The organism is Flavobacterium sp. ASW18X (assembly GCF_005144745.1).
In the GTDB taxonomy this organism is placed as follows: domain Bacteria; phylum Bacteroidota; class Bacteroidia; order Flavobacteriales; family Flavobacteriaceae; genus Croceivirga.
The window spans coordinates 82,347-101,098 of the sequence record NZ_SWKK01000016.1 but is presented as its reverse complement, the minus strand read 5'-3'; the positions used below and the strand labels follow the sequence as shown (position 1 = coordinate 101,098).

General features: G+C 38.1%; 21 protein-coding genes. 2 read left to right on the top strand and 19 right to left on the bottom strand.

All coding sequences use genetic code 11. The features are described from left to right. Positions 1 to 98 precede the first annotated feature (98 nt). Together FBT53_RS12165 and FBT53_RS12160 are read right to left on the bottom strand one after the other, a co-directional pair. The gene (locus FBT53_RS12165; protein ID WP_136951460.1) at positions 99 to 551 is read right to left on the bottom strand and encodes a hypothetical protein; all 453 of its coding nucleotides are present in this window, start codon (positions 549 to 551) and stop codon (positions 99 to 101) included. Between the two features lie 155 nt (positions 552 to 706). Further along, complete coding sequence (locus FBT53_RS12160; protein WP_136951459.1) at positions 707 to 1,237, bottom strand: hypothetical protein; 531 nt, start codon at positions 1,235 to 1,237, stop codon at positions 707 to 709. Between the two features lie 154 nt (positions 1,238 to 1,391). Here FBT53_RS12160 and FBT53_RS16105 point away from each other — a divergent pair, with 154 nt between their 5' ends. Both FBT53_RS16105 and FBT53_RS12155 read left to right on the top strand, forming a co-directional pair. Next, the gene (locus FBT53_RS16105; protein WP_010518190.1) at positions 1,392 to 1,541 is read left to right on the top strand and encodes a hypothetical protein; all 150 of its coding nucleotides are present in this window, start codon (positions 1,392 to 1,394) and stop codon (positions 1,539 to 1,541) included. A 5-nt stretch (positions 1,542 to 1,546) separates the two neighbouring features. Next, positions 1,547 to 2,623, top strand: coding sequence for an endonuclease/exonuclease/phosphatase family protein (locus FBT53_RS12155; RefSeq protein ID WP_240729827.1), 1,077 nt, complete (start codon positions 1,547 to 1,549; stop codon positions 2,621 to 2,623). Here FBT53_RS12155 and argH read toward each other — a convergent pair. The 17 genes from argH to FBT53_RS12070 all read right to left on the bottom strand — a co-directional run bounded on the left by argH (position 2,620) and on the right by FBT53_RS12070 (position 18,736). Next, positions 2,620 to 3,900, bottom strand: coding sequence for an argininosuccinate lyase (argH, locus tag FBT53_RS12150; RefSeq protein ID WP_136951458.1), 1,281 nt, complete (start codon positions 3,898 to 3,900; stop codon positions 2,620 to 2,622). The two genes, FBT53_RS12155 and argH, sit on opposite strands and share 4 nt — an antisense overlap. Before the next feature lie 38 nt (positions 3,901 to 3,938). Then, entirely contained in the window at positions 3,939 to 4,295 is a 357-nt protein-coding gene (locus FBT53_RS12145) for a four helix bundle protein (protein WP_136951457.1), read from the bottom strand. Positions 4,296 to 4,324: 29 nt separating this feature from the next. Further along, complete coding sequence (locus tag FBT53_RS12140; protein WP_136951456.1) at positions 4,325 to 5,398, bottom strand: M20 family metallo-hydrolase; 1,074 nt, start codon at positions 5,396 to 5,398, stop codon at positions 4,325 to 4,327. Then, positions 5,395 to 6,171: an acetylglutamate kinase gene (gene argB, locus FBT53_RS12135; protein ID WP_136951455.1), complete on the bottom strand. Its 777-nt coding sequence runs from the start codon at positions 6,169 to 6,171 to the stop codon at positions 5,395 to 5,397. Before argB ends, FBT53_RS12140 begins: the two co-directional genes overlap by 4 nt. A 19-nt stretch (positions 6,172 to 6,190) precedes the next feature. After that, on the bottom strand, positions 6,191 to 7,129 hold the full coding sequence (locus FBT53_RS12130; RefSeq protein WP_136951454.1) for an N-acetylornithine carbamoyltransferase: 939 nt from the start codon (positions 7,127 to 7,129) through the stop codon (positions 6,191 to 6,193). A 2-nt stretch (positions 7,130 to 7,131) separates the two neighbouring features. After that, complete coding sequence (proB, locus tag FBT53_RS12125; RefSeq protein ID WP_136951453.1) at positions 7,132 to 7,896, bottom strand: glutamate 5-kinase; 765 nt, start codon at positions 7,894 to 7,896, stop codon at positions 7,132 to 7,134. Between the two features lies 1 nt (position 7,897). After that, the gene (locus FBT53_RS12120) at positions 7,898 to 9,022 is read right to left on the bottom strand and encodes an aspartate aminotransferase family protein (RefSeq protein ID WP_136951452.1); all 1,125 of its coding nucleotides are present in this window, start codon (positions 9,020 to 9,022) and stop codon (positions 7,898 to 7,900) included. A 40-nt stretch (positions 9,023 to 9,062) separates the two neighbouring features. Further along, positions 9,063 to 9,857: a pyrroline-5-carboxylate reductase gene (proC, locus tag FBT53_RS12115; RefSeq protein ID WP_080319221.1), complete on the bottom strand. Its 795-nt coding sequence runs from the start codon at positions 9,855 to 9,857 to the stop codon at positions 9,063 to 9,065. Between the two features lie 23 nt (positions 9,858 to 9,880). Next, positions 9,881 to 10,855 (bottom strand): N-acetyl-gamma-glutamyl-phosphate reductase, encoded by a 975-nt coding sequence (gene argC, locus FBT53_RS12110; RefSeq protein ID WP_136951451.1) that lies wholly within the window; start codon positions 10,853 to 10,855, stop codon positions 9,881 to 9,883. After that, entirely contained in the window at positions 10,848 to 11,093 is a 246-nt protein-coding gene (locus tag FBT53_RS12105) for a hypothetical protein (protein ID WP_136951450.1), read from the bottom strand. Before FBT53_RS12105 ends, argC begins: the two co-directional genes overlap by 8 nt. A gap of 5 nt (positions 11,094 to 11,098) precedes the next feature. Further along, the gene (argG, locus tag FBT53_RS12100; protein ID WP_136951449.1) at positions 11,099 to 12,280 is read right to left on the bottom strand and encodes an argininosuccinate synthase; all 1,182 of its coding nucleotides are present in this window, start codon (positions 12,278 to 12,280) and stop codon (positions 11,099 to 11,101) included. Then, positions 12,277 to 12,894 carry a GNAT family N-acetyltransferase gene (locus FBT53_RS12095; RefSeq protein WP_010518203.1) on the bottom strand — a complete coding sequence of 206 codons (618 nt, stop codon included), beginning with the start codon at positions 12,892 to 12,894 and terminating at the stop codon, positions 12,277 to 12,279. The genes argG and FBT53_RS12095 overlap by 4 nt, the downstream gene beginning before the upstream one ends. Positions 12,895 to 13,127: 233 nt before the next feature. After that, positions 13,128 to 14,474 (bottom strand): polyprenol phosphomannose-dependent alpha 1,6 mannosyltransferase MptB, encoded by a 1,347-nt coding sequence (mptB, locus tag FBT53_RS12090; RefSeq protein WP_240729825.1) that lies wholly within the window; start codon positions 14,472 to 14,474, stop codon positions 13,128 to 13,130. Positions 14,475 to 14,477: 3 nt separating this feature from the next. After that, complete coding sequence (locus FBT53_RS12085) at positions 14,478 to 15,962, bottom strand: cellulose synthase family protein (protein WP_010518208.1); 1,485 nt, start codon at positions 15,960 to 15,962, stop codon at positions 14,478 to 14,480. Positions 15,963 to 15,964: 2 nt separating this feature from the next. Continuing rightward, positions 15,965 to 16,654, bottom strand: coding sequence for a glycosyltransferase family 2 protein (locus FBT53_RS12080; RefSeq protein ID WP_136951448.1), 690 nt, complete (start codon positions 16,652 to 16,654; stop codon positions 15,965 to 15,967). After that, the gene (locus FBT53_RS12075) at positions 16,654 to 17,127 is read right to left on the bottom strand and encodes a toxin-antitoxin system YwqK family antitoxin (RefSeq protein ID WP_136951447.1); all 474 of its coding nucleotides are present in this window, start codon (positions 17,125 to 17,127) and stop codon (positions 16,654 to 16,656) included. The genes FBT53_RS12080 and FBT53_RS12075 overlap by 1 nt, the downstream gene beginning before the upstream one ends. 4 nt (positions 17,128 to 17,131) lie before the next feature. Beyond that, on the bottom strand, positions 17,132 to 18,736 hold the full coding sequence (locus tag FBT53_RS12070) for a 4Fe-4S dicluster domain-containing protein (protein WP_136951446.1): 1,605 nt from the start codon (positions 18,734 to 18,736) through the stop codon (positions 17,132 to 17,134). Between the last annotated feature and the right edge of the window lie 16 nt (positions 18,737 to 18,752).

Sequence of the window (18,752 nt, the reverse complement as noted above, 5' to 3'; positions counted from 1 at the left end):
ATTAATTAAAAATCTTAAAAGCGATTCAGCGTAAAACCATTAACCCAAGAATAAGGAGTATTGCTTTTAATTAAATCTTGGTATAACGACTTTATTTATTAACGTTTTTCTTGATCTAAATGAATCATCAAGTCTTGTATGGTAGTGGCACCTTCTCTATTGTCAATGAGCTGGGCAATGGCTATATAATCGTTTTTATAAGTTTCATGGGCAAAATTATAAAGGGCTAAAGAAGCATTGATCATGTCTTTGGTTTCTTCTGTTGGCTTTAAACTTTCAATTCCCATTATATAGCTTTCAATATTTGGGATTAAAAATGTCTCTATATGCTCTTGTATGCTTATGGTCTTAACCTTTCTGTTGTTTTGAATGGCTACCAAATTATTGGCATCTCTAAATTCTATAAAGCTCTTAAGGTCTTTGCTTCCAAACCCCCAAAATATATCTGTAGACTTGGTGGTTTTACTATAATATAAATCTGGCGATTGTGTTTTACAGCTGGCAAACGTAAATAATAATAGTACTAAAGTGGATGTGAAAAATCGTGTCATTGTTGTTGGTTTTTGAGGTTGTAAAATTACCTTGGAGCCAACATGGATCAATCCCTGTTTTCAGGAGTTTATACCTAACGGAATAGCGTGATTTTATCCCAAGATTAAACAAAAAAAACCGACCTTGCGTCGGTTTTTGAACTATTTGTTATTAATTAATGGGTAATTACCTCAATGTTATTGGCTTCTGCATAGGGCAGTGCCAAGGCCCATAATTCTGAATGTAATACATCAAATCTTGGAACTTTTAAACTATCTAGTTTAATAAGTTCCAGATTAATTGCATCTGCAGATTCATTGTTGTCTATCATTTTAGCAATAGCAATGTATTCTTTGGAATACGTGTTCTTGGCATATTCAAAAACCTCTAAACTTTTTACTATCATTTCTTTTGTTTCCTCAGTTGCTTTTAGCGTTCTGATTGTCTCAATGTTTGTTTCAATGTCTGGTATTATATACCCTTTAATGTATTCTTCTACCTTGGTTGTAGGTTCTACTTGATTTCCGTTGACTATAAACAAGTTATTGGTTTCTTTTAATTCTATAAATCGTATTAGATCATTACTTCCAAAGCCCACAAGCTTGTTGCTGTTTAATGCGGCCCGATCAAAATAATTTTCTGCAGATGTAAAATTGCAAGCGGTAACCAATACACCTATACATATTAAGGAAAAGAAGGTTTTCATGATGCGTTTTTGTTTGCCGTAAAATTAAGGCAGACCGGTAATGTTTTAACCCCTGTTTTCCGTTAAAAAAGACTATAGTTGATTAAAAGAGTTAATACTATTTTGATATACAGTAAATTATAAATTTATAGGCTGGTATATTGCAAATAAAAACATGAAAGCAGGCTCGTTATTAAGCATAGCAAAAGTTTTTGCTAAAAGTAAAAAGGTAAAGATTCTATTGGTTGGTGCCCAGTTGGGGTATCTGGGTTATACCTATCTAAAAAATAGAAATCAAAATAAGGCAGAAATTACTCAAGAGTAAATAACATGATGATAAAATGGATTTTACGGGTATTTGCTATTCTGGTTATTTTATTGACCTTATTTCCGTATTTATCTTTTAATCAATGGTACGTTCGTATTTGGGATTTTCCACACCTACAGATTGCACTTTTGACTTTATTTGCCCTAGCGTTTTATTTTATTAAGTTCGATTTAAAAAGTAAATCGGATTATGCGGTAGTCTTGGCCCTCACCGGGTGCTTCTTGTTTCAGAGCGTTAAAATTTATCCCTATACGGCTTTTGCAGATACGGAGATGGGCAATGCAAGCGCCAATGTCACCACCTCTTTGAGCGTTTATGCCGCAAATGTCTTGCAGAAAAACAAAAAAGTAGAAGCGGTAGTAAAAGACGTTTCAAAATACCAGTCTGATGTGGTTTTGCTTACCGAAACCAACGAGAGGTGGAAAAACGCTGTAGTGAATAAATTAGAAGCAGCATATAAGTATTCAATTTTAGTACCAAAAGATAACACCTATGGCATGTTGTTGTTTTCTAAACATCCATTGTATGAAGCTAAGGTAAAGTATCTTGTTGAAGACACCATACCGTCTATACATACCAAGGTAATAATAGATACAAAAGATACTATTCAGTTATTTGCTATTCATCCCGCACCGCCTACGCCACAACACAATCCTTCTTCCGTAGATCGGGATGCAGAGATGATGAAGATTACCAGGTTAACTCGAGAGACAGAATACCCTGTAATTGTTTTAGGAGACTTTAATGATGTAGCATGGTCAGAAACCACAGCATTATTTCAAAGGGTTAGTGGACTGTTGGATATGCGAAAAGGAAGAGGTTTTTTTAATACCTACAATGCCAATAGTTGGTTGATGCGGTGGCCGTTGGATCACGTATTCACTTCAGCAGATTTTAGGGTGATGCAAATAGAACGTGGTGCCGATATTGGCTCTGACCACTATCCATTTTATGCTAAACTTTCCTTGGAACCCAAATTGGCAGAAGAACAAAAGCTTCCGCCACCTTCAAAAGAAGAAGTAGCAAAAGCTTTTGAACAAATCTCTGAGAAAGAAACTAGCCAAACAGCTAGCCATTAGGCAATAGCTTCCATCTTCTTTTTTATTTCTTCTAAACACAGATTTCCCAAACTACCTTCATGAGTGTGCTTTATGTCTCTTTTGGGTTTAAAATTGCCATTTTCTATGGCCTTGCCCATGGTTTTGTAAGCATCCCTAAAGGGCATACCGCTTTTAACCATCTCATTTAACGTATCTACGCTAAACAGGTAATCGTATTTGGTGTCCGTTAGAATGTCCGCATTCACTTTTATTTCTTTTAAACTAAAATGGAGCATTTCCAAACAGGCTTTCATATCCTGAATAGCAGGTACAATTACTTCTTTTACCAACTGCAAATCCCTATGATATCCACTTGGTAAATTATTCATAATTAGGATTAACTGATTGGGCGTAGCTTGTACTTTATTGCATTTGGCACGTATCAGTTCAAATACATCCGGATTCTTCTTGTGTGGCATTATACTACTACCCGTAGTAAGCTCATTTGGAAAAGAGATAAAATTGAAATTTTGGCTCATATACAGCGTAATATCCATGGCCATTTTAGACAAGGTGGCTCCTAAACTAGAGATGCCAAAAGCCGTTGCTTTTTCTACTTTTCCACGTCCCATTTGAGCTGCCACCACGTTGTACTTTTGTGTAGCAAAATCCAATTCTGCCGTTGTAAAACTTCTATCTATAGGAAAAGAGCTTCCATAGCCGGCTGCGCTACCTAACGGATTTTGGTCTGCAATTTTATACGCAGCATCTACAAAGTACAAATCGTCTATTAAACTCTCCGCATAGGCCGAAAACCACAATCCAAAAGAAGATGGCATGGCAATCTGCAAGTGCGTATAACCAGGCAAAAGGGTTTTTTGATGTTTCTCGGCCAGTTTCATCAGTAAATCGAACAGCTGCTTGGTCTGATTTTTAATTTCTGAGAGTTCTGCCTTTAAATACAACTGCATGGCAACTAAAACTTGGTCATTTCTTGACCGTGCGGTATGTATTTTTTTACCTACATCTCCCAATTTTTCGGTAAGAATGTACTCTATCTTTGAGTGCATATCCTCAAAATCGTCTTCAATGGTAAAGTTTCCTTTTTCTATGGATTTACCAATAGCCGTCAATTCTTTTACCAAAAGCTTCGCTTCCTCATCAGATATCAATTCTACTTTGGCCAACATTTTTGCATGCGCTGTGGAGGCGATTACATCATACTTGGCCAATAGTAAATCGAGCTCCCTGTCGTTACCAACAGTGAATGTGTCTATTTTTTTATCGGTACTGAATCCTTTGTCCCAGAGTTTCATTTTCTAGTTATTAGATTTTAGTTAGTAGTTATGAGTGATTAACTAGTACTATATTTTTTTATTAGTGCTACGGTTATTTTTTGAACTTCATCACAGTTGTCAAATAATGTGGTTAGAACCTCATTGTCTAGATATCCTATTCTGTTAGAAATCTCTAATTGAGTTTTAAGTTCGTTTATAGAGCCATTTGTTATCTCTAAAAAACTTCGAAAAGATTTTTTTGAATTTCTACCAGCTCCTTCGGCAATATTACTAGGAATTGATACCGCACTTCTTCTTATTTGGCTTACGATTCCATACTTCTCTTCTGTTGGAAAATCGGATGTAATTCTATACGTTGTTTCAACTAAATTCATTGCTTTTTGCCAAACAATTAAATCCCTATAATTATACATTTCTATTAACTTCTAACTACAAACTAGTATCAATTAGCCAAAAATCCCTCTAAAATATCTATATAAAGTTGTACCCCTTCATACACTTCATCCACATAGATAAACTCATCCGCTGAATGACTTCTAGGGCTATAGCCAGGGCCTAGTTTTAAAGATTGACAGCTAAGTTCCGCTTGGTCTGATAGTGTGGGGCTACCATAAGTTTCCCTACCCAAGGCAATACCAGATTGCACCAATGGATGCTCTATAGGTATAGAACTACTGCTTAAATTCAATGACCGTGGTCTTAACTTACAAGGAGCTTCACGCTGTAGCATTTCATTGATTTCTTCATTGGTGTAACAATCGTTAACACGGGTATCTATAACTAAATCAACTTGAGCGGGTACTACATTATGTTGGCTACCCGCTTTAATTTGGGTAACCGTCATTTTTACCGGGCCTAATACATCAGATACCTTTTCAAACTGGTAGTTTTTAAACCATTCCAACACTTGTATGGTATTGTAAATGGCATTATTATCGTTTGGGTGGGCGGCGTGCGAGGGTGTGCCTTCTACGGTGCCTTCAAAAACTACCAAGCCTTTTTCCGCAATAGCCAATTGCATTTGAGTTGGCTCACCAACAATGGCCACATCAATCTCAGGTAGAATGGGTAATAAGGCCGAAATACTTTTATCGCCAGCATCTTCTTCTTCTGCCGTGGCACTCATGATAATGTTATAGCTCAAATCTTCTCGCTCATAAAAATGCACGAAGGTGGCCAACAAGGAACATAGAGCACCACCAGCATCATTACTCCCTAATCCGTATAATTTGCCGTCTTCTATATGCGGATGAAAAGGGTCTTTGGTATAGGCTTTGTTTGGCTTAACCGTATCGTGATGGGAATTCAACAACAAATTGGGTTTGTTCTCATCATAATACTTGTTAAAAGAATATATATTATTGTACTGTCTTTTGGTTGCCACTCCATGACCTTGTAACCAATTGTCTATTAACGTAGCCGTTTCATCTTCCTCTTCAGAAAAAGAAGGTATAGCGATTAATTGTTTTAGTAATTCTAGGGCTTCTGTGCCCAGGGCTTTTTTATCTAACTTCATAAAACCAATGTTGTGTAGTTGGTGTTTGCTGTTTGAAACATTCCTAAATTTCCAATTTTTACTTGTTTTACCCCATTTTTTAAGGCGTGAAAACAATTATGCATCTTTGGCAACATACCTTCTGCAATAATGCCATTTGAAACCAAGGTATCGTAAGTAGTTGTACTAATATGTTTAATAACAGAATCTTTTCTGTTGATGTCTTCCAAGACCCCATCTAGTTCAAAACAATAATAGATGGTCGTGTTAAAATGGTTGCTTAGACCAATAGCTACTTCGGCGGTAATGGTATCTGCATTTGTGTTCAGCAATTGCCCTTTATTATTATGCGTTAGTGCACAAAATACGGGAGTTAAACCTATGTGTATTAATTTACCAATAGTTTCTCCATCCACTCCTTTAACATCACCAGCAAACCCGTAATCAATTTCTGTAACGGGGCGTTTTTGTGCTTGTATGGTATTTGCATCCGCACCGCTTAGCCCAATGGCATTTATGCCTTTGGCCTGTAATTGTGCCACCACGTTTTTATTTACGAGTCCGCCGTAAACCATGGTAACCACCTCTAGCGTCGCCGCATCGGTAATACGGCGGCCGTTTACCATTTTTGGTTCTATACCTAATTGGGGTAACAACTGCGTTGCCTTTTTGCCACCGCCATGTACCAAAATTTTATGACCGGGCAATTGTGCAAATAGGGTAAGAAACTGGTCTAGCGCATCGCTATCCTCAATTATATTACCACCAATTTTAACTATGCTTAAATCTTCCATTTAAATTTTTTGTGTAGGCTTATAGGTCTTTCAATAGTTGCTTTAGCACTACCTGTGCGGCAAAAGTTCTATTGTTGGCCTGTTCCATACATAGGCTTTGGTCACTATCCATAACAGCATCTTCTACCACTACATTTCTACGTACCGGTAAACAATGCATAAACTTGGCATTACCCAATTTCTCTTTGGTCATCATCCAATGGCTATCGGTGTTTTTTACTTTACCGTAATCTTGGTAATTGCTCCAGTTTTTTACGTATACAAAATTCGCATTTTTAAGCGCTTCTTCTTGGTCGTGCACAATTTTACATCCTTTTGTTACTTCCGGGTTTAATTCATATCCCTCTGGATGGGTAATTACAAAATCGGCACCTTGCAATTTCATCATAGCTACAAAACTATTGGCAACCGCATGCGGCAAAGCGCGTGGATGTGGTGCCCAAGACAGAACTACTTTAGGTTTTTGCTCGGTTTTGTTTTCTTCTAAGGTAATGGCATCTGCCAATGCCTGTAGAGGATGGCCTACAGAACTTTCCATATTTACCACGGGAATGTTCGCATATTTTTTAAAGGCGTTTAAAACCAACTCGGCCTCGTCGGCCTCTTTATCAGTTAAACCAGCAAAAGCGCGTATCGCTACAATATCAGCGTATTGGCTCACCACTTGTGCCGCTTCTTTTACGTGTTCAGCTTTGCCTTGGTCCATTACGGCACCTTCTTCAAACTCTAATTGCCACCCTTCACTGCCAAAATTCATAACAATGGTATCCAATCCTAAATTTATGGCAGCTTTTTGTGTGCTTAAACGGGTACGTAGGCTATTGTTAAAGAACAATAAGCAAATGGTTTTGCCTGCACCTAGCTGTTTAAACTGGGTGGGTTCTTTTTTTAGTTCGATAGCTTCTTGTACCGTTTGTTGTAAACTGTCTAAATCGTTGATATGTAAGTAATGCTTCATTGTTATGTTGCTATTATTTTGGTGAAAGGCTGCGTAGCATTAAAACTATCTAGGATAAAATTATCCAATAAGCCGTTCACTATCCAAGTTTCTATTTGTGCTTCTTGCGCAATTGCAGAAGCTTCTATTTTTGATTGCATGCCGCCTGTTCCGTGAGAGGATCTCGTGGTACTAATTTCCTTTTGCATGGCTTGTAAATCACGTACTTCTAAAATGGTTTCTGGTGTTCCCTTTTCCATGGATGCTTTGCTATACACGCCATTGGTATTGGTAGCAATTATAAGTAAATCTGCCTCTAAAAAAGCCGCGGTATAGGCAGCTAGCTTGTCATTATCACCAAACTTAATCTCCTCTGTGGCTACGGTATCGTTCTCATTGATGATGGGTACTACGTTGTTTTGTAATAACACATCTATGGTATTTTTTATGTTCTGGCGCGATTTATCATCCTGTAAATCCGAATACGAAAACAAGCATTGCGAAGTAAACAAGCCCAATTCTCTAAAATTCTCCTGAAAAATATGCATTAATCGGGGTTGCCCAATGGCTGCTAAAGCTTGTTTAACATTAATGTCTTTACCAGTATGTTCTAATTGTACAAACTGCTTTGCAGTTGCAATGGCCCCAGAGCAGACCAATATAAATTCATATTGGTCTTTTAATGCCGCCAATTGCCTGCCAATATCCTCTATTTTACCACGGGATATCTGGTCTGTTTCTTTGGTCAGCGTATTGGAGCCTATTTTGACAAGAACGCGCTTTTTCATGCTACAATTCAGCTTTAAGGGCGTTAAAGAACAGGTCTATTTCTGGTTTACCGATAGTTAAAGCAGGTAAAAATCGAAGTACATGTTTATTGGCTGCGCCACCAGTAAATACATGCTGATTAAAAATAAGTTTCTTGCGAAGCTCCGCTACCTCAAAATCAAACTCGAGGCCTAACATCAATCCTCTACCTTTTACCCTTTTTACTTGTGGAATTTTGGCTGCCTCAGCTGTGAAGTATGCTCCCATAGCTTCGGCGTTAGCCAATAGGTCTTCTTTTTCAATTACTTCTAGAACCGCTAGGGTAGCGGCACAAGCAAGGTGGTTGCCACCAAAAGTAGTGCCCAACAACCCATAAGAAGCCTTAATATCTTCATGAATTAAGATGCCACCTACGGGAAACCCATTACCCATACCTTTGGCGATAGAGATAATATCTGGCTGTATGTTGTGGTGTTGAAACCCAAAGAATTTACCACTTCTACCAAAACCGGCCTGTACCTCGTCTGCAATAAGCACTACACCATGGTTTTTACATTCATTTTGAATAAGCTGGTAAAATTCGGTAGTAGGTTCGTCCAAACCGCCAACACCTTGTATGGCTTCTAAAATAACCGCACAATAGTCACCAGAAGCTAGTTCTTTTTTCAGGTTTTCAGCATCGTTAAAATCAATAAAAGTTACCTTTTGTTGTTGATTAATAGGCGCGTTGATTTTTGGATTGTCCGTTGTGGCCACTGCGGCTGAGGTACGCCCATGAAAGGCTTTTTTAAAGGCCAAGACCTTGGATTTCCCAGTATGGAAAGATGCCATTTTCAAGGCATTCTCATTGGCTTCTGCTCCAGAATTGCATAAGAATAAGTTGTAATCTTCACAACCAGAGAGCTGGCCTAATTTCTTTGCTAACTCTTCTTGCAATGGATTTTTTATAGAGTTACTATAAAAACCTATCTGTTGCAATTGGTCGGTAAGCATATTAACATAATGTGGGTGGGAATGCCCTATGGAAATCACGGCATGGCCGCCGTAAAAATCGTAATATTTTTGACCCTTATCATCAATCACCTCAATGCCTTTTGCACTTACAGGGGTAACATCATATAACGGGTAAACATCAAATAATTTCATGTTATTGGTTTTTCTAGTTACTTGGTAGTATAGCCTAAGTCTAGTTGTTTTTTATGTCGCTAATTTTCTTGTAAGAGCTTACAATACCTTGGATTAGGGAAGAGCTCAATCCCTGATGTTCCATTTCATTCAAACCTTCTATAGTACAACCTTTGGGTGTGGTTACACGGTCTATTTCTTGCTCCGGATGGTTGCCAGTTTCAATTAATAAAGCTGCGGCACCGTTACAGGTATGCATGGCCAATTCTTGCGCTTCCTTAGATTCGAATCCCAATTGTATGGCACCTTGTGTGGTGGCACGTATTAAACGCATCCAAAAAGCAATACCACTGGCACAAATAACGGTCGCCGCTTGCATTTGCTCTTCTGGAATTTCTAAGGTATGTCCCATTCTATTAAAAATGGCCTTGGCCAAGTCTACTCGTTTTTTACCAACGCCGTTACTACAAATACAAGTCATGGATTTGCCTACAGAAATAGCGGTGTTGGGCATACAACGTAATATGTATTTATCTGCTCCAATGATAGACTCGATTCTAGAAATTGGAAAGCCGGTAATTACACTAATTACCACATGTTTTTCAGTAAGTTGGTCTTTAACGTCATACAAAATGGCTTCAAAATGACCTGGTTGCACGGCAAAAATTAAAATATCCGAATTGTTTACCGCTTCTTCGTTGCTAGCCGTAACGGTTACATTACCGTAATCTTCAAAATGCTTTAATTTTTCAGGATTACGTTTGGTAAGGTACATACTGGTTGCACCATTAGAATTTAGAATGCCATTGGCAATAGATTGACCCAAGTTCCCGGTTCCTATAATTGCAATTTTCATGGTAAAGTTTTACGGTTTGGTTTTTAAAATACGCCTGCCTTTAATTTTAATCCTTTAGATTCTTTAAAGCCTAGCATTAAATTCATGTTTTGTACTGCTTGTCCAGAAGCGCCTTTTAATAGGTTGTCAATAGCTGAGGTAATCAATAAGATATCATCATGTTTGTGTAAGTGAATATGGCAATTATTGGTATTCACCACTTGTTTTAAGTGTATGGGTTCATCTACTACTTGTGTAAATTTGGCCTCCTGGTAAAAATCTGTAAATAGACTTTTTGCTTCTTCCGTACTACCATTGAATTTGGTATAGATTGTAGCCAATATGCCTCTAGTAAAATTACCACGATTGGGTAAAAAATAAATTTTACCTGTAGGGTTGTCAAAAGAATCCAAGCTCTCGCCAATTTCCCCTAAATGTTGATGAGTAAAGGGTTTGTACCAACTTACGTTATTGTTTCGCCAGCTAAAATGGGTGGTGTCCCCTGGTTTTACACCTGCACCCGTACTGCCCGTTACCGCATTTACATGAATATCTTCTTGTAGCACACCGGCTTTTGCCAAGGGCAATAATCCTAATTGAATGGCGGTGGCAAAACAACCTGGATTAGCCAAGGCATCTGTTTTTTTAATCGCTTCTTTGTTCAGCTCAGGTAAGCCATAAACATAGGTTCTACCTTGAAATGTAGCATCTGCTTGAAGCCTAAAATCGTTACTCAAGTCAATAATCACGGTTTCTTCTGAAAACTTATGCTCCTTTAAAAAGTTGCTAGAATTTCCATGCCCTAAGCACAAGAATACCACATCTACTTGAGTATTAACCTCACCCGTAAAAGTAAGGTCTGTAGCGCCAATTAAATCGGCATGGGCACTACTAATTTTTTTGCCAGCTCTGGTAGTGCTGTATACAAAATCTATAGTAACATCACTATGGTTTAATAGCAGGCGAATTAACTCGCCTCCTGTGTAACCAGAACCTCCTATTATTCCAATTTTAGCCATTATAAAATGTATTTTGAGTCATTGGGTCTTTATTATTTCCTAGAATGATATGCTGTAATTTTAGCTGTTCATTTTCTTTGCTTGTCCAAAGCAAACGAACCAAAAGAAAAGACACTTTATACGAGGTATTTTTTTCGAACATCGAAAAAACCAAATTCATCATTCTAAATTTTCTCCAAGGCTTCGAAAATTCTAAACGAATGATTGATTTTATACTGCGTATAAAGATTGTTCTCATGGAATTTAGCCGTTTACGTGATTAGAGATTTTACCTGGATTGGATAGGATTTTAATGAAACCCTTGGCATCATCAGCTGTCCAACCTTTGTTCATTTCGCCATAGCTGCCAAAAGAGGCATTCATTAAATCGTTAGGGGATTTAATTCCGTCTAATCTAAATTGGAAAGGATACAAGCTAACAAATACCTCTCCCGTAACGTTCTTTTGGGTATCAGTTAAAAAAGCCTCTATGTTGCGCATCACTTCGTCTAGGTAGTTGCCTTCGTGCAACAACATACCATAGAAGTTGCCCAACTGTTCTTTTTGAAATTGCTGCCACTTACTCAAGGTGTGTTTCTCTAGCAAATGGTGTGCTTTCAAGATAATTAATGGTGCAGCCGCTTCAAAACCAACCCTACCTTTAATTCCTATGATGGTGTCACCCACGTGAATGTCCCTGCCAATGGCATATTTGTTGGCAATAGCTTCTAACTTTTCAATATTGGCTACGGGCGAATCCTTCTCGCCATTAATCGCTACCAATTCGCCTTTTTCAAAAGAAAGACTTACTTGTGTAGGTTCTTTTTCTTTTAGTTGGCTAGGGTAAGCACTATCTGGTAAAGGTTTTTCGCTGGTCAAGGTTTCTTCACCGCCTACAGATGTACCCCAAAGTCCCCTGTTGATTGAATATTTCGCTTTTTCCCAAGAATAATCTACCCCATTGGCTTGTAAATAAGCAATCTCTTCTTCTCTTGCGAGTTTATTGTCTCTAATAGGAGTTATAATTTCAATTTCAGGAGCAAGCGTTTGAAAAATCATATCAAAACGTACTTGGTCGTTACCCGCTCCGGTACTACCATGAGCAATATATTTAGCCCCTATTTTTTTGGCGTGTTCTACAATCTCTACCGCTTGTACAATACGTTCTGCACTTACAGAAAGTGGATAAGTGTTGTTTCTAAGGACATTGCCAAAAATGAGGTATTTAACCACTTTATCATAAAAATTCTGTACGGCATCTATAGAAGTGTAGGTGCTAGCCCCTAAAGCCAATGCTTTTTCTTCTATGGTTTTAATTTCTTCAGGTGAAAAACCACCTGTGTTAACGCTTACGGCGTGTACTTCAAAACCATGCTCTTTAGATAAATTCATGGCGCAATAAGATGTATCTAAACCGCCACTATAAGCCAATACAAGTTTTTTCATTTTTCTTTCTTCTTTACTAGCATTTTGTCCTTAATACTTTTAAGACGTTCAAATGCTTTGTTATTTAGGTTTTTATGTTTTTGGTTTTCTTTTGCCAGTGGATCATATAACATACCGGTACACAAGCACATCTTACGTTCCGTACGCGTTAGAATGTCAAAATTTTTGCAGGTTTGGCACCCTTTCCAGAATTCTGGATCGTCTGTTAATTCAGAAAAAGTAACCGGCTTATAACCCAAGGCATAATTCATTTTCATTACCGCAAGCCCCGTGGTAATACCAAAAATTTTGGCGTCTGGGAATTTTTCTCGGGATAATTCAAAAATGCGCTGTTTTATCTTGCTGGCAAGGCCTTCGCCTCTATAGTCTGGGTGCACAATAAGACCAGAATTGGCCACAAAGTCTTTGTTGCCCCAAACTTCTATATAGCAGAAGCCAGCAAATTTATCACCATCTAAGGCAATGATAGCGTTGCCATTTCTAAGACGTTGCGCAATGTATTCTGGTGTACGTTTGGCTATGCCCGTACCGCGAACCTTGGCAGAGTCTGTAATAGTCTCGCTAATAATAGTTGCATATTGTAAATGCGATGCGTTGGCTACAACAATTTTCATCGTTGGCGTATGAATTAAATTTAAAAATGAATTTGTTTGCTGTGAAATACGGGATTGGACTCACCTAATCCCAATAATAGAATTGCACCCTTACGGGCGACGGCGGCGTGTAAAGAAAGGACGAACGGGAGACGGGATGCTCGCGTTTCTAGATACTGGTATGTGTCTTTGTTCTTTCATTGTTGATGTAAATGTACAAATAGTGAGAAACTGACCTAACCGATTCTAAATTTTTAACGAAAATGAAACGTTTTGTTTCGGTTTTTTAATATTTCGTAGGTCATGTAGCCAAACACCAAAATATATTCAACAAAGAGCAGTGGCAAATATTCCTTAAAGTCTGGTTGTGAGTAGGTATAGTAACTCAAAAATATGGTGGCAGACCAAAGCAATGGAAATCTATATGTTGTAAATAAACAAAGTCCAATAGGGAATACAAGATACCATGGATGCACTGTGCTTGTTATAAAGTAATAGCCTGTCATAAGTATAAGCATGCCAGTTAGTAGGCCGCCTATACTTTTCATCCGTTTAAAAATTAAAAGCCCAAGTGCAATACCAATAGTAAGTAGCGGTATTATTTTACCATAGGTTTTAATAAACAACCAGGGTTTGGCATCAAAATACGTTGTAGCTACATATTCAGCTGCATTATAGATGCTAGCGTTAAATTCAAAATTAGAAAACCATAGTGCAATGGTTTTGCTATAATTAGCAGCGAATTCTATGGTGTAAAAAGGCAAAAAGAGCAATACGCAGCTAACTGCGATACTTACATAAAACACTGCCGATTTCTTAAGACCTAAAAAGGGTAAAAATAGCGGTATAAATAATAGCGGAACCAGTTTAAGCAGAATGGCCATGGCATAAACTAGGCCCGCAAAAATGGGTTTTTGTTTTTGTAAAAGATAAATACTGGTAATAAACAAAAAGAACATAACACCTTCAAAATGTAGGTTGCCCGTAAGTTCTATTATGATCAAAGGATTAAGAAAATACCAAAAGATTAAATGGGGAGACAAATTGTTTTGTTGCAGAATTTTTTTACCGAACCACAACACACCAACATCTGCCAATAGTATTAGTAAACGTAGTGCAACAATTCCTCCTTTTATACTGCCAAAACCTAAAAAAGCGGCTACAGTAAAGAGCAGTTGATTTAAAGGAGGATAATTGCTGTAATGCTTTGCACTTAAACTGCCCATAGATTGATGCAGTAGTTCTTTATTGGGGAAAGAAGTATCCAATTGGGATAGCAATTCATTTGGGGTAAATAGGTAGGGGTTAATCCCATTTAGAATAAGTTGCCCATCCCATATAAATCGGTAAAAATCTTGAGATAAATTAGGCGAACTAAAAAGAAATATCGCCCTAAAGGCAATTCCAGCAACGAGTAGAAATGTAAAATTCCACCGTTCTAATTGCATCAATTTAAACAAGAAAAAAAACAAAGCGGCTACCAAGGTGATGAGGCGAATAAAATCTTCTCGAACCAACTGGTAGCCGAATATATAGTAGAACGCCATACTGCCCAATACCATAAGAAATGGGAATTTATGGAGTTTCCAATACGTAAGCATGAATTATGCTTTTGCTGTCAAGGATTTAAAGAATACAAAGCCAAAACCTAAGAACAACATTAAATGAAATGGGAACAATCCATAATCATTAAACGGAATTGCAATGTACATGCCATATAAGAAATATAGCATAAGGGCAAACTCCAAAATCATGTTAGGCGATAGCTTTTTTGCAAGGTATTTGTTACCCTTCCAGCTATCAGACAAGCTATTAATGTTGAATTTTGGTGTGCGTACAAACTCACTCTTTTTACCCATGTGGCCTTCTATAACTGCCAAAGCATTGTGTAAAGACAATCCTAACGCTACGGAGAAGAAGGTAAAAAATAGTTTTACATAGTCTACAAACTTATCAAAACCACTGCCTTGAATGCTTTTGTAGGTAAACCAATAGCAAAAGAATAAGATTACGGTACTAGCTATAAAAAAGCTGGTTACCTCGAACACCCAAGCCAAGTGGCCAAAAGTATTTTTAATAATAAGCATAGGTACACTTAAAACCGCTACTATAAATACGCAAAGGAACATAGAGCTGTTTAGCAAGTGCATAACTCCATGAAATTTAGTTTTAAAGTTGATGTTTTTAGCAGAAACAACACTCCAAACTGTTTTTCTGAAGTTTTCTGCACCACCTTTGTTCCAACGGAATTGCTGTGAACGGGCCGCACTCATTACCACAGGTAATTCTGCAGGGGTTTCTACATCTTCTAAATATTTAAACTTCCAGTTCTTTAACTGTGCACGGTAGCTTAAATCCAAATCTTCTGTAAGGGTATCTCCTTCCCAGTTCCCAGCGTCTAGGATACAATCTTTACGCCAGATACCAGCCGTACCATTAAAATTGATAAAGTGCCCTTTTGCGTTTCTACCAACCTGTTCTAGGGTAAAGTGGGCATCTAAAGCAAAGGCCTGTATACGGGTAAGGGTGGAGTAGTCTCTATTAATGTGTCCCCAACGGGTTTGCACCACGCCAATTTCAGGGTCTTTAAAATACGGAACCGTTTTCTTAAGCCAGTCTGTTTCTGGTAAAAAATCCGCATCAAAAATGGCGATAAAATCACCTTTAGCAATTTCTAAGCCTTCTTTTAGTGCACCGGCCTTAAAACCTACTCGGTTTTCCCTTCTTATATGCTGTATATCTAATCCGGTTTCTTTTAATTCCTGCACACGAGCAGCGGTGTCTACTACGGAGTCGTCTGTGGAATCGTCTAAAACCTGAATTTCTAATTTACTCTTTGGATATTCTATTTTGGCAATATTGTCCAATAGACGTTCCATTACATATTCCTCATTGTAAACCGGTAATTGTATGGTTACAAAAGGAATCTCTTTTGGGTCCAAAAGATTGTATTTTGGAGCCTCTTCATTCTGTCTTTTATTGCTTAGGTAGTTGATTAGCAGGTTTAACTGCGCCAAGCTGTAGCAAAAAATTAAAATCAAGGCGATGCTATAGATAGCGATGATGATGTAAGCGATTGTAATTCCCATGATTATTTAATGCTGTATTTAAAAATCCAACCCAATATTTTTATGCCTGCAAATATAGTACCTTTTACGGTTCCTGAAACTTTTGAGACACCTATTCGTTGTTTGTAACGCACAGGTACCTCTTTGTATTTCAATTTTTTACGTAAAGCTTTCAATTGCATTTCTACCGTCCATCCGTAGGTGGTGTCTTGCATTTGTAATTCTTTGAGCTTTTCGTATTTAATAGCCCTAAAAGGTCCTAAATCCGTAAATTTTGCGCCAAAAAATAATCGCATTAAAAATGTGGCCAATGCATTGCCAAAAACCTGTTGCGGTGTCATGGACCCAGGCTCGCGAAGCGATTTTTTTCTCGCTCCAATAACTAAATCCATATCTTCTTCTAAAATGGGAGCTACAATTTTCTCTAATTCTTCTGGATAATCAGAGTAGTCTCCGTCTAGAAATACGATAATGTCTGGGGTATTGGATGTGGATGCCACATAATTTAAGCCACAAAGGCAAGCATAACCGTAACCCTTTCTAGTTTCTGTAAGTACAGTGGCGCCTGCTTGTTTGGCTACTGCTACCGTTTGGTCCGTAGAGTTGTTGTTCACCACAATAACCTCTGCCACAATAGCTGGTATTTCTGCAATGACCTTGCCTATGGAATCCGCCTCGTTATAGGCGGGAATAATAACTTTTAGTACAGGCATTATTTTAAATCGGCTAGGTTATTTTCTCTTTTAAAGCTGGCAAAGCTAAACCATTCTTTGATTTTTTTACCCTTGCTATATTTTTCTGCCGATTTTAAATCGTTGTTCCTATACTTTAAGCAATAGCCATTTTTAATACCTTTTTGCAGTTGGCATTTATGGTTGATGTTGCCTTTGTCATCATAAAACAACCACCAACCGGTCTTTTTATTTTTTTGGTACCTGCCTTCTGCCGTTTTAGCGCCTAATGCATCAAAATGAAACCAGTAGCCATTGCGATGCCCCTCTGTGTACTTGCCTTTTGCGGCAAGCGAGCCGTTTACATGGTACTGGTACCAATAGCCCACTTTTTTATCGTTCTTAATCCAGCCTTGTTCTTTGAGTTCACCATTTTCGTGATATACTTTTACGTATTCCTTGGCGAAGGAGACAAGAGTCATCCAACTAAAAACTAAAAGAACCCAATGCTTCATGGTTTTATTTTTTGTTTACCAATTGCATTAAATCAACATCGTTCCCCAACAACACTTGGTTGCTGTCTATTCTGCCCTCTAACGGCCCGTTCTCCAATTTAAGAACACCTCTTGGGCAAACAGCGGAACAGATACCGCAACCAACACAGCTAGAACGTACAATGTTTTCTCCTTTTTGAGCATATGCGCGTACGTCTATACCCATTTCACAATAGGTAGAGCAATTACCACAAGAAATACATTGCCCACCATTGGTAGTAATTCTAAATTTTGAGAACATACGTTGTTGAAATCCTAGAATAGCAGCCATTGGGCAACCAAAACGGCACCACACCCTATTGCCAAAAATGGGATAAAAACCAGTGCCAATAACACCAGAAAAAATACTGCCAATTAAGAAAGAATAGGTTTTACGTAAGGATTCTGATTTAAATAAAAATACGTTGCCTTCGCCACTAAAAAAATGCATACCTATTAATGCCAATATGATGACAAAATAACCTATAGCCCCATACTGTGCATCTTTTTGCAACTGCTCTCTTTTAAATAGCATGGCCCATCCAAATACTAAAGTTAAGAATACGCCTACGCCAATTAAAAAGCTAGACTTGGTTAGCCAATATTTGCTAGTATCTGTACCTAAATAAGAGTAGATAACCGCCGTGGTCATTAAAGTAACAAAAACCACTACACTGTGTATAACCCAACGTTCTACTTTCCAAGCAAAGGTAGATTTGTCGCTCAATTGCCTAAAGGCATCTCCCGCAGTTTCTGCTAAGCCACCACAGCCACAAACCCAAGAACAATACCAGCGTTTGCCGTATTTGTAGGATAGGATTGGGGTGATAACGAATATAGAAGCGATACCAAAAATGAGTAAGGCAAAGCCAATTTCCCCAGAGCTCAAAAATCCTTTTATGCGGTAACTTTCAAAATTGTAATAATTTAACGGCCAGATGTTTTTTAAATCGTAATACGGTAGGCTACCTCCGTTAAGCACAGAACTTCCATTTAAACGCGCCATTAATTCGGGAATAATGAAAGCAAAAGCGGTTTGGAAAAACATTACACTGGTGGTACGTAAACGTTCGTATCTATTGTGTCTATATTTCCATAAAAATTTGATTCCGAAAGCTAAAATGGCAACGGTGTACAACGTACCATAAACAAACCATTGGCTGGCTGGATTACCACTAAGAGCTTTGCTCAAGGGGTCAAACAAAGCAATAACACCCTTGTTGTCACCATCATTGACCAAGCCAAGGTATTGTGGATAAAAATACAAGACAACGTAAAATCCAGTAAGGGCAATACCTGCTACCCATCCCCAAAGTCCACGACTAGAAACTGATTTAAACCAAACGCCATCGTTTTTAATGCCCGGATGTTTGTCTTTATAGGCTTCCCAAGAAAACCAAGTTATACCTACAAATAAAGCAAGAAGTGATACACTTAGCCATAAGCCTTGCTGGGGGAAATTTAGGTTGAAGGCCGCCAAAAGCATTATGCCTAAGCCAGACATACCCAATACAACTGCCAATTTTTGCGGTAACGATAAGCTTGCCGGTGGTTGCCCAGTAAGCGCCATACTTTTATCTACAGTACTCATGTTCTTAATTTGTATT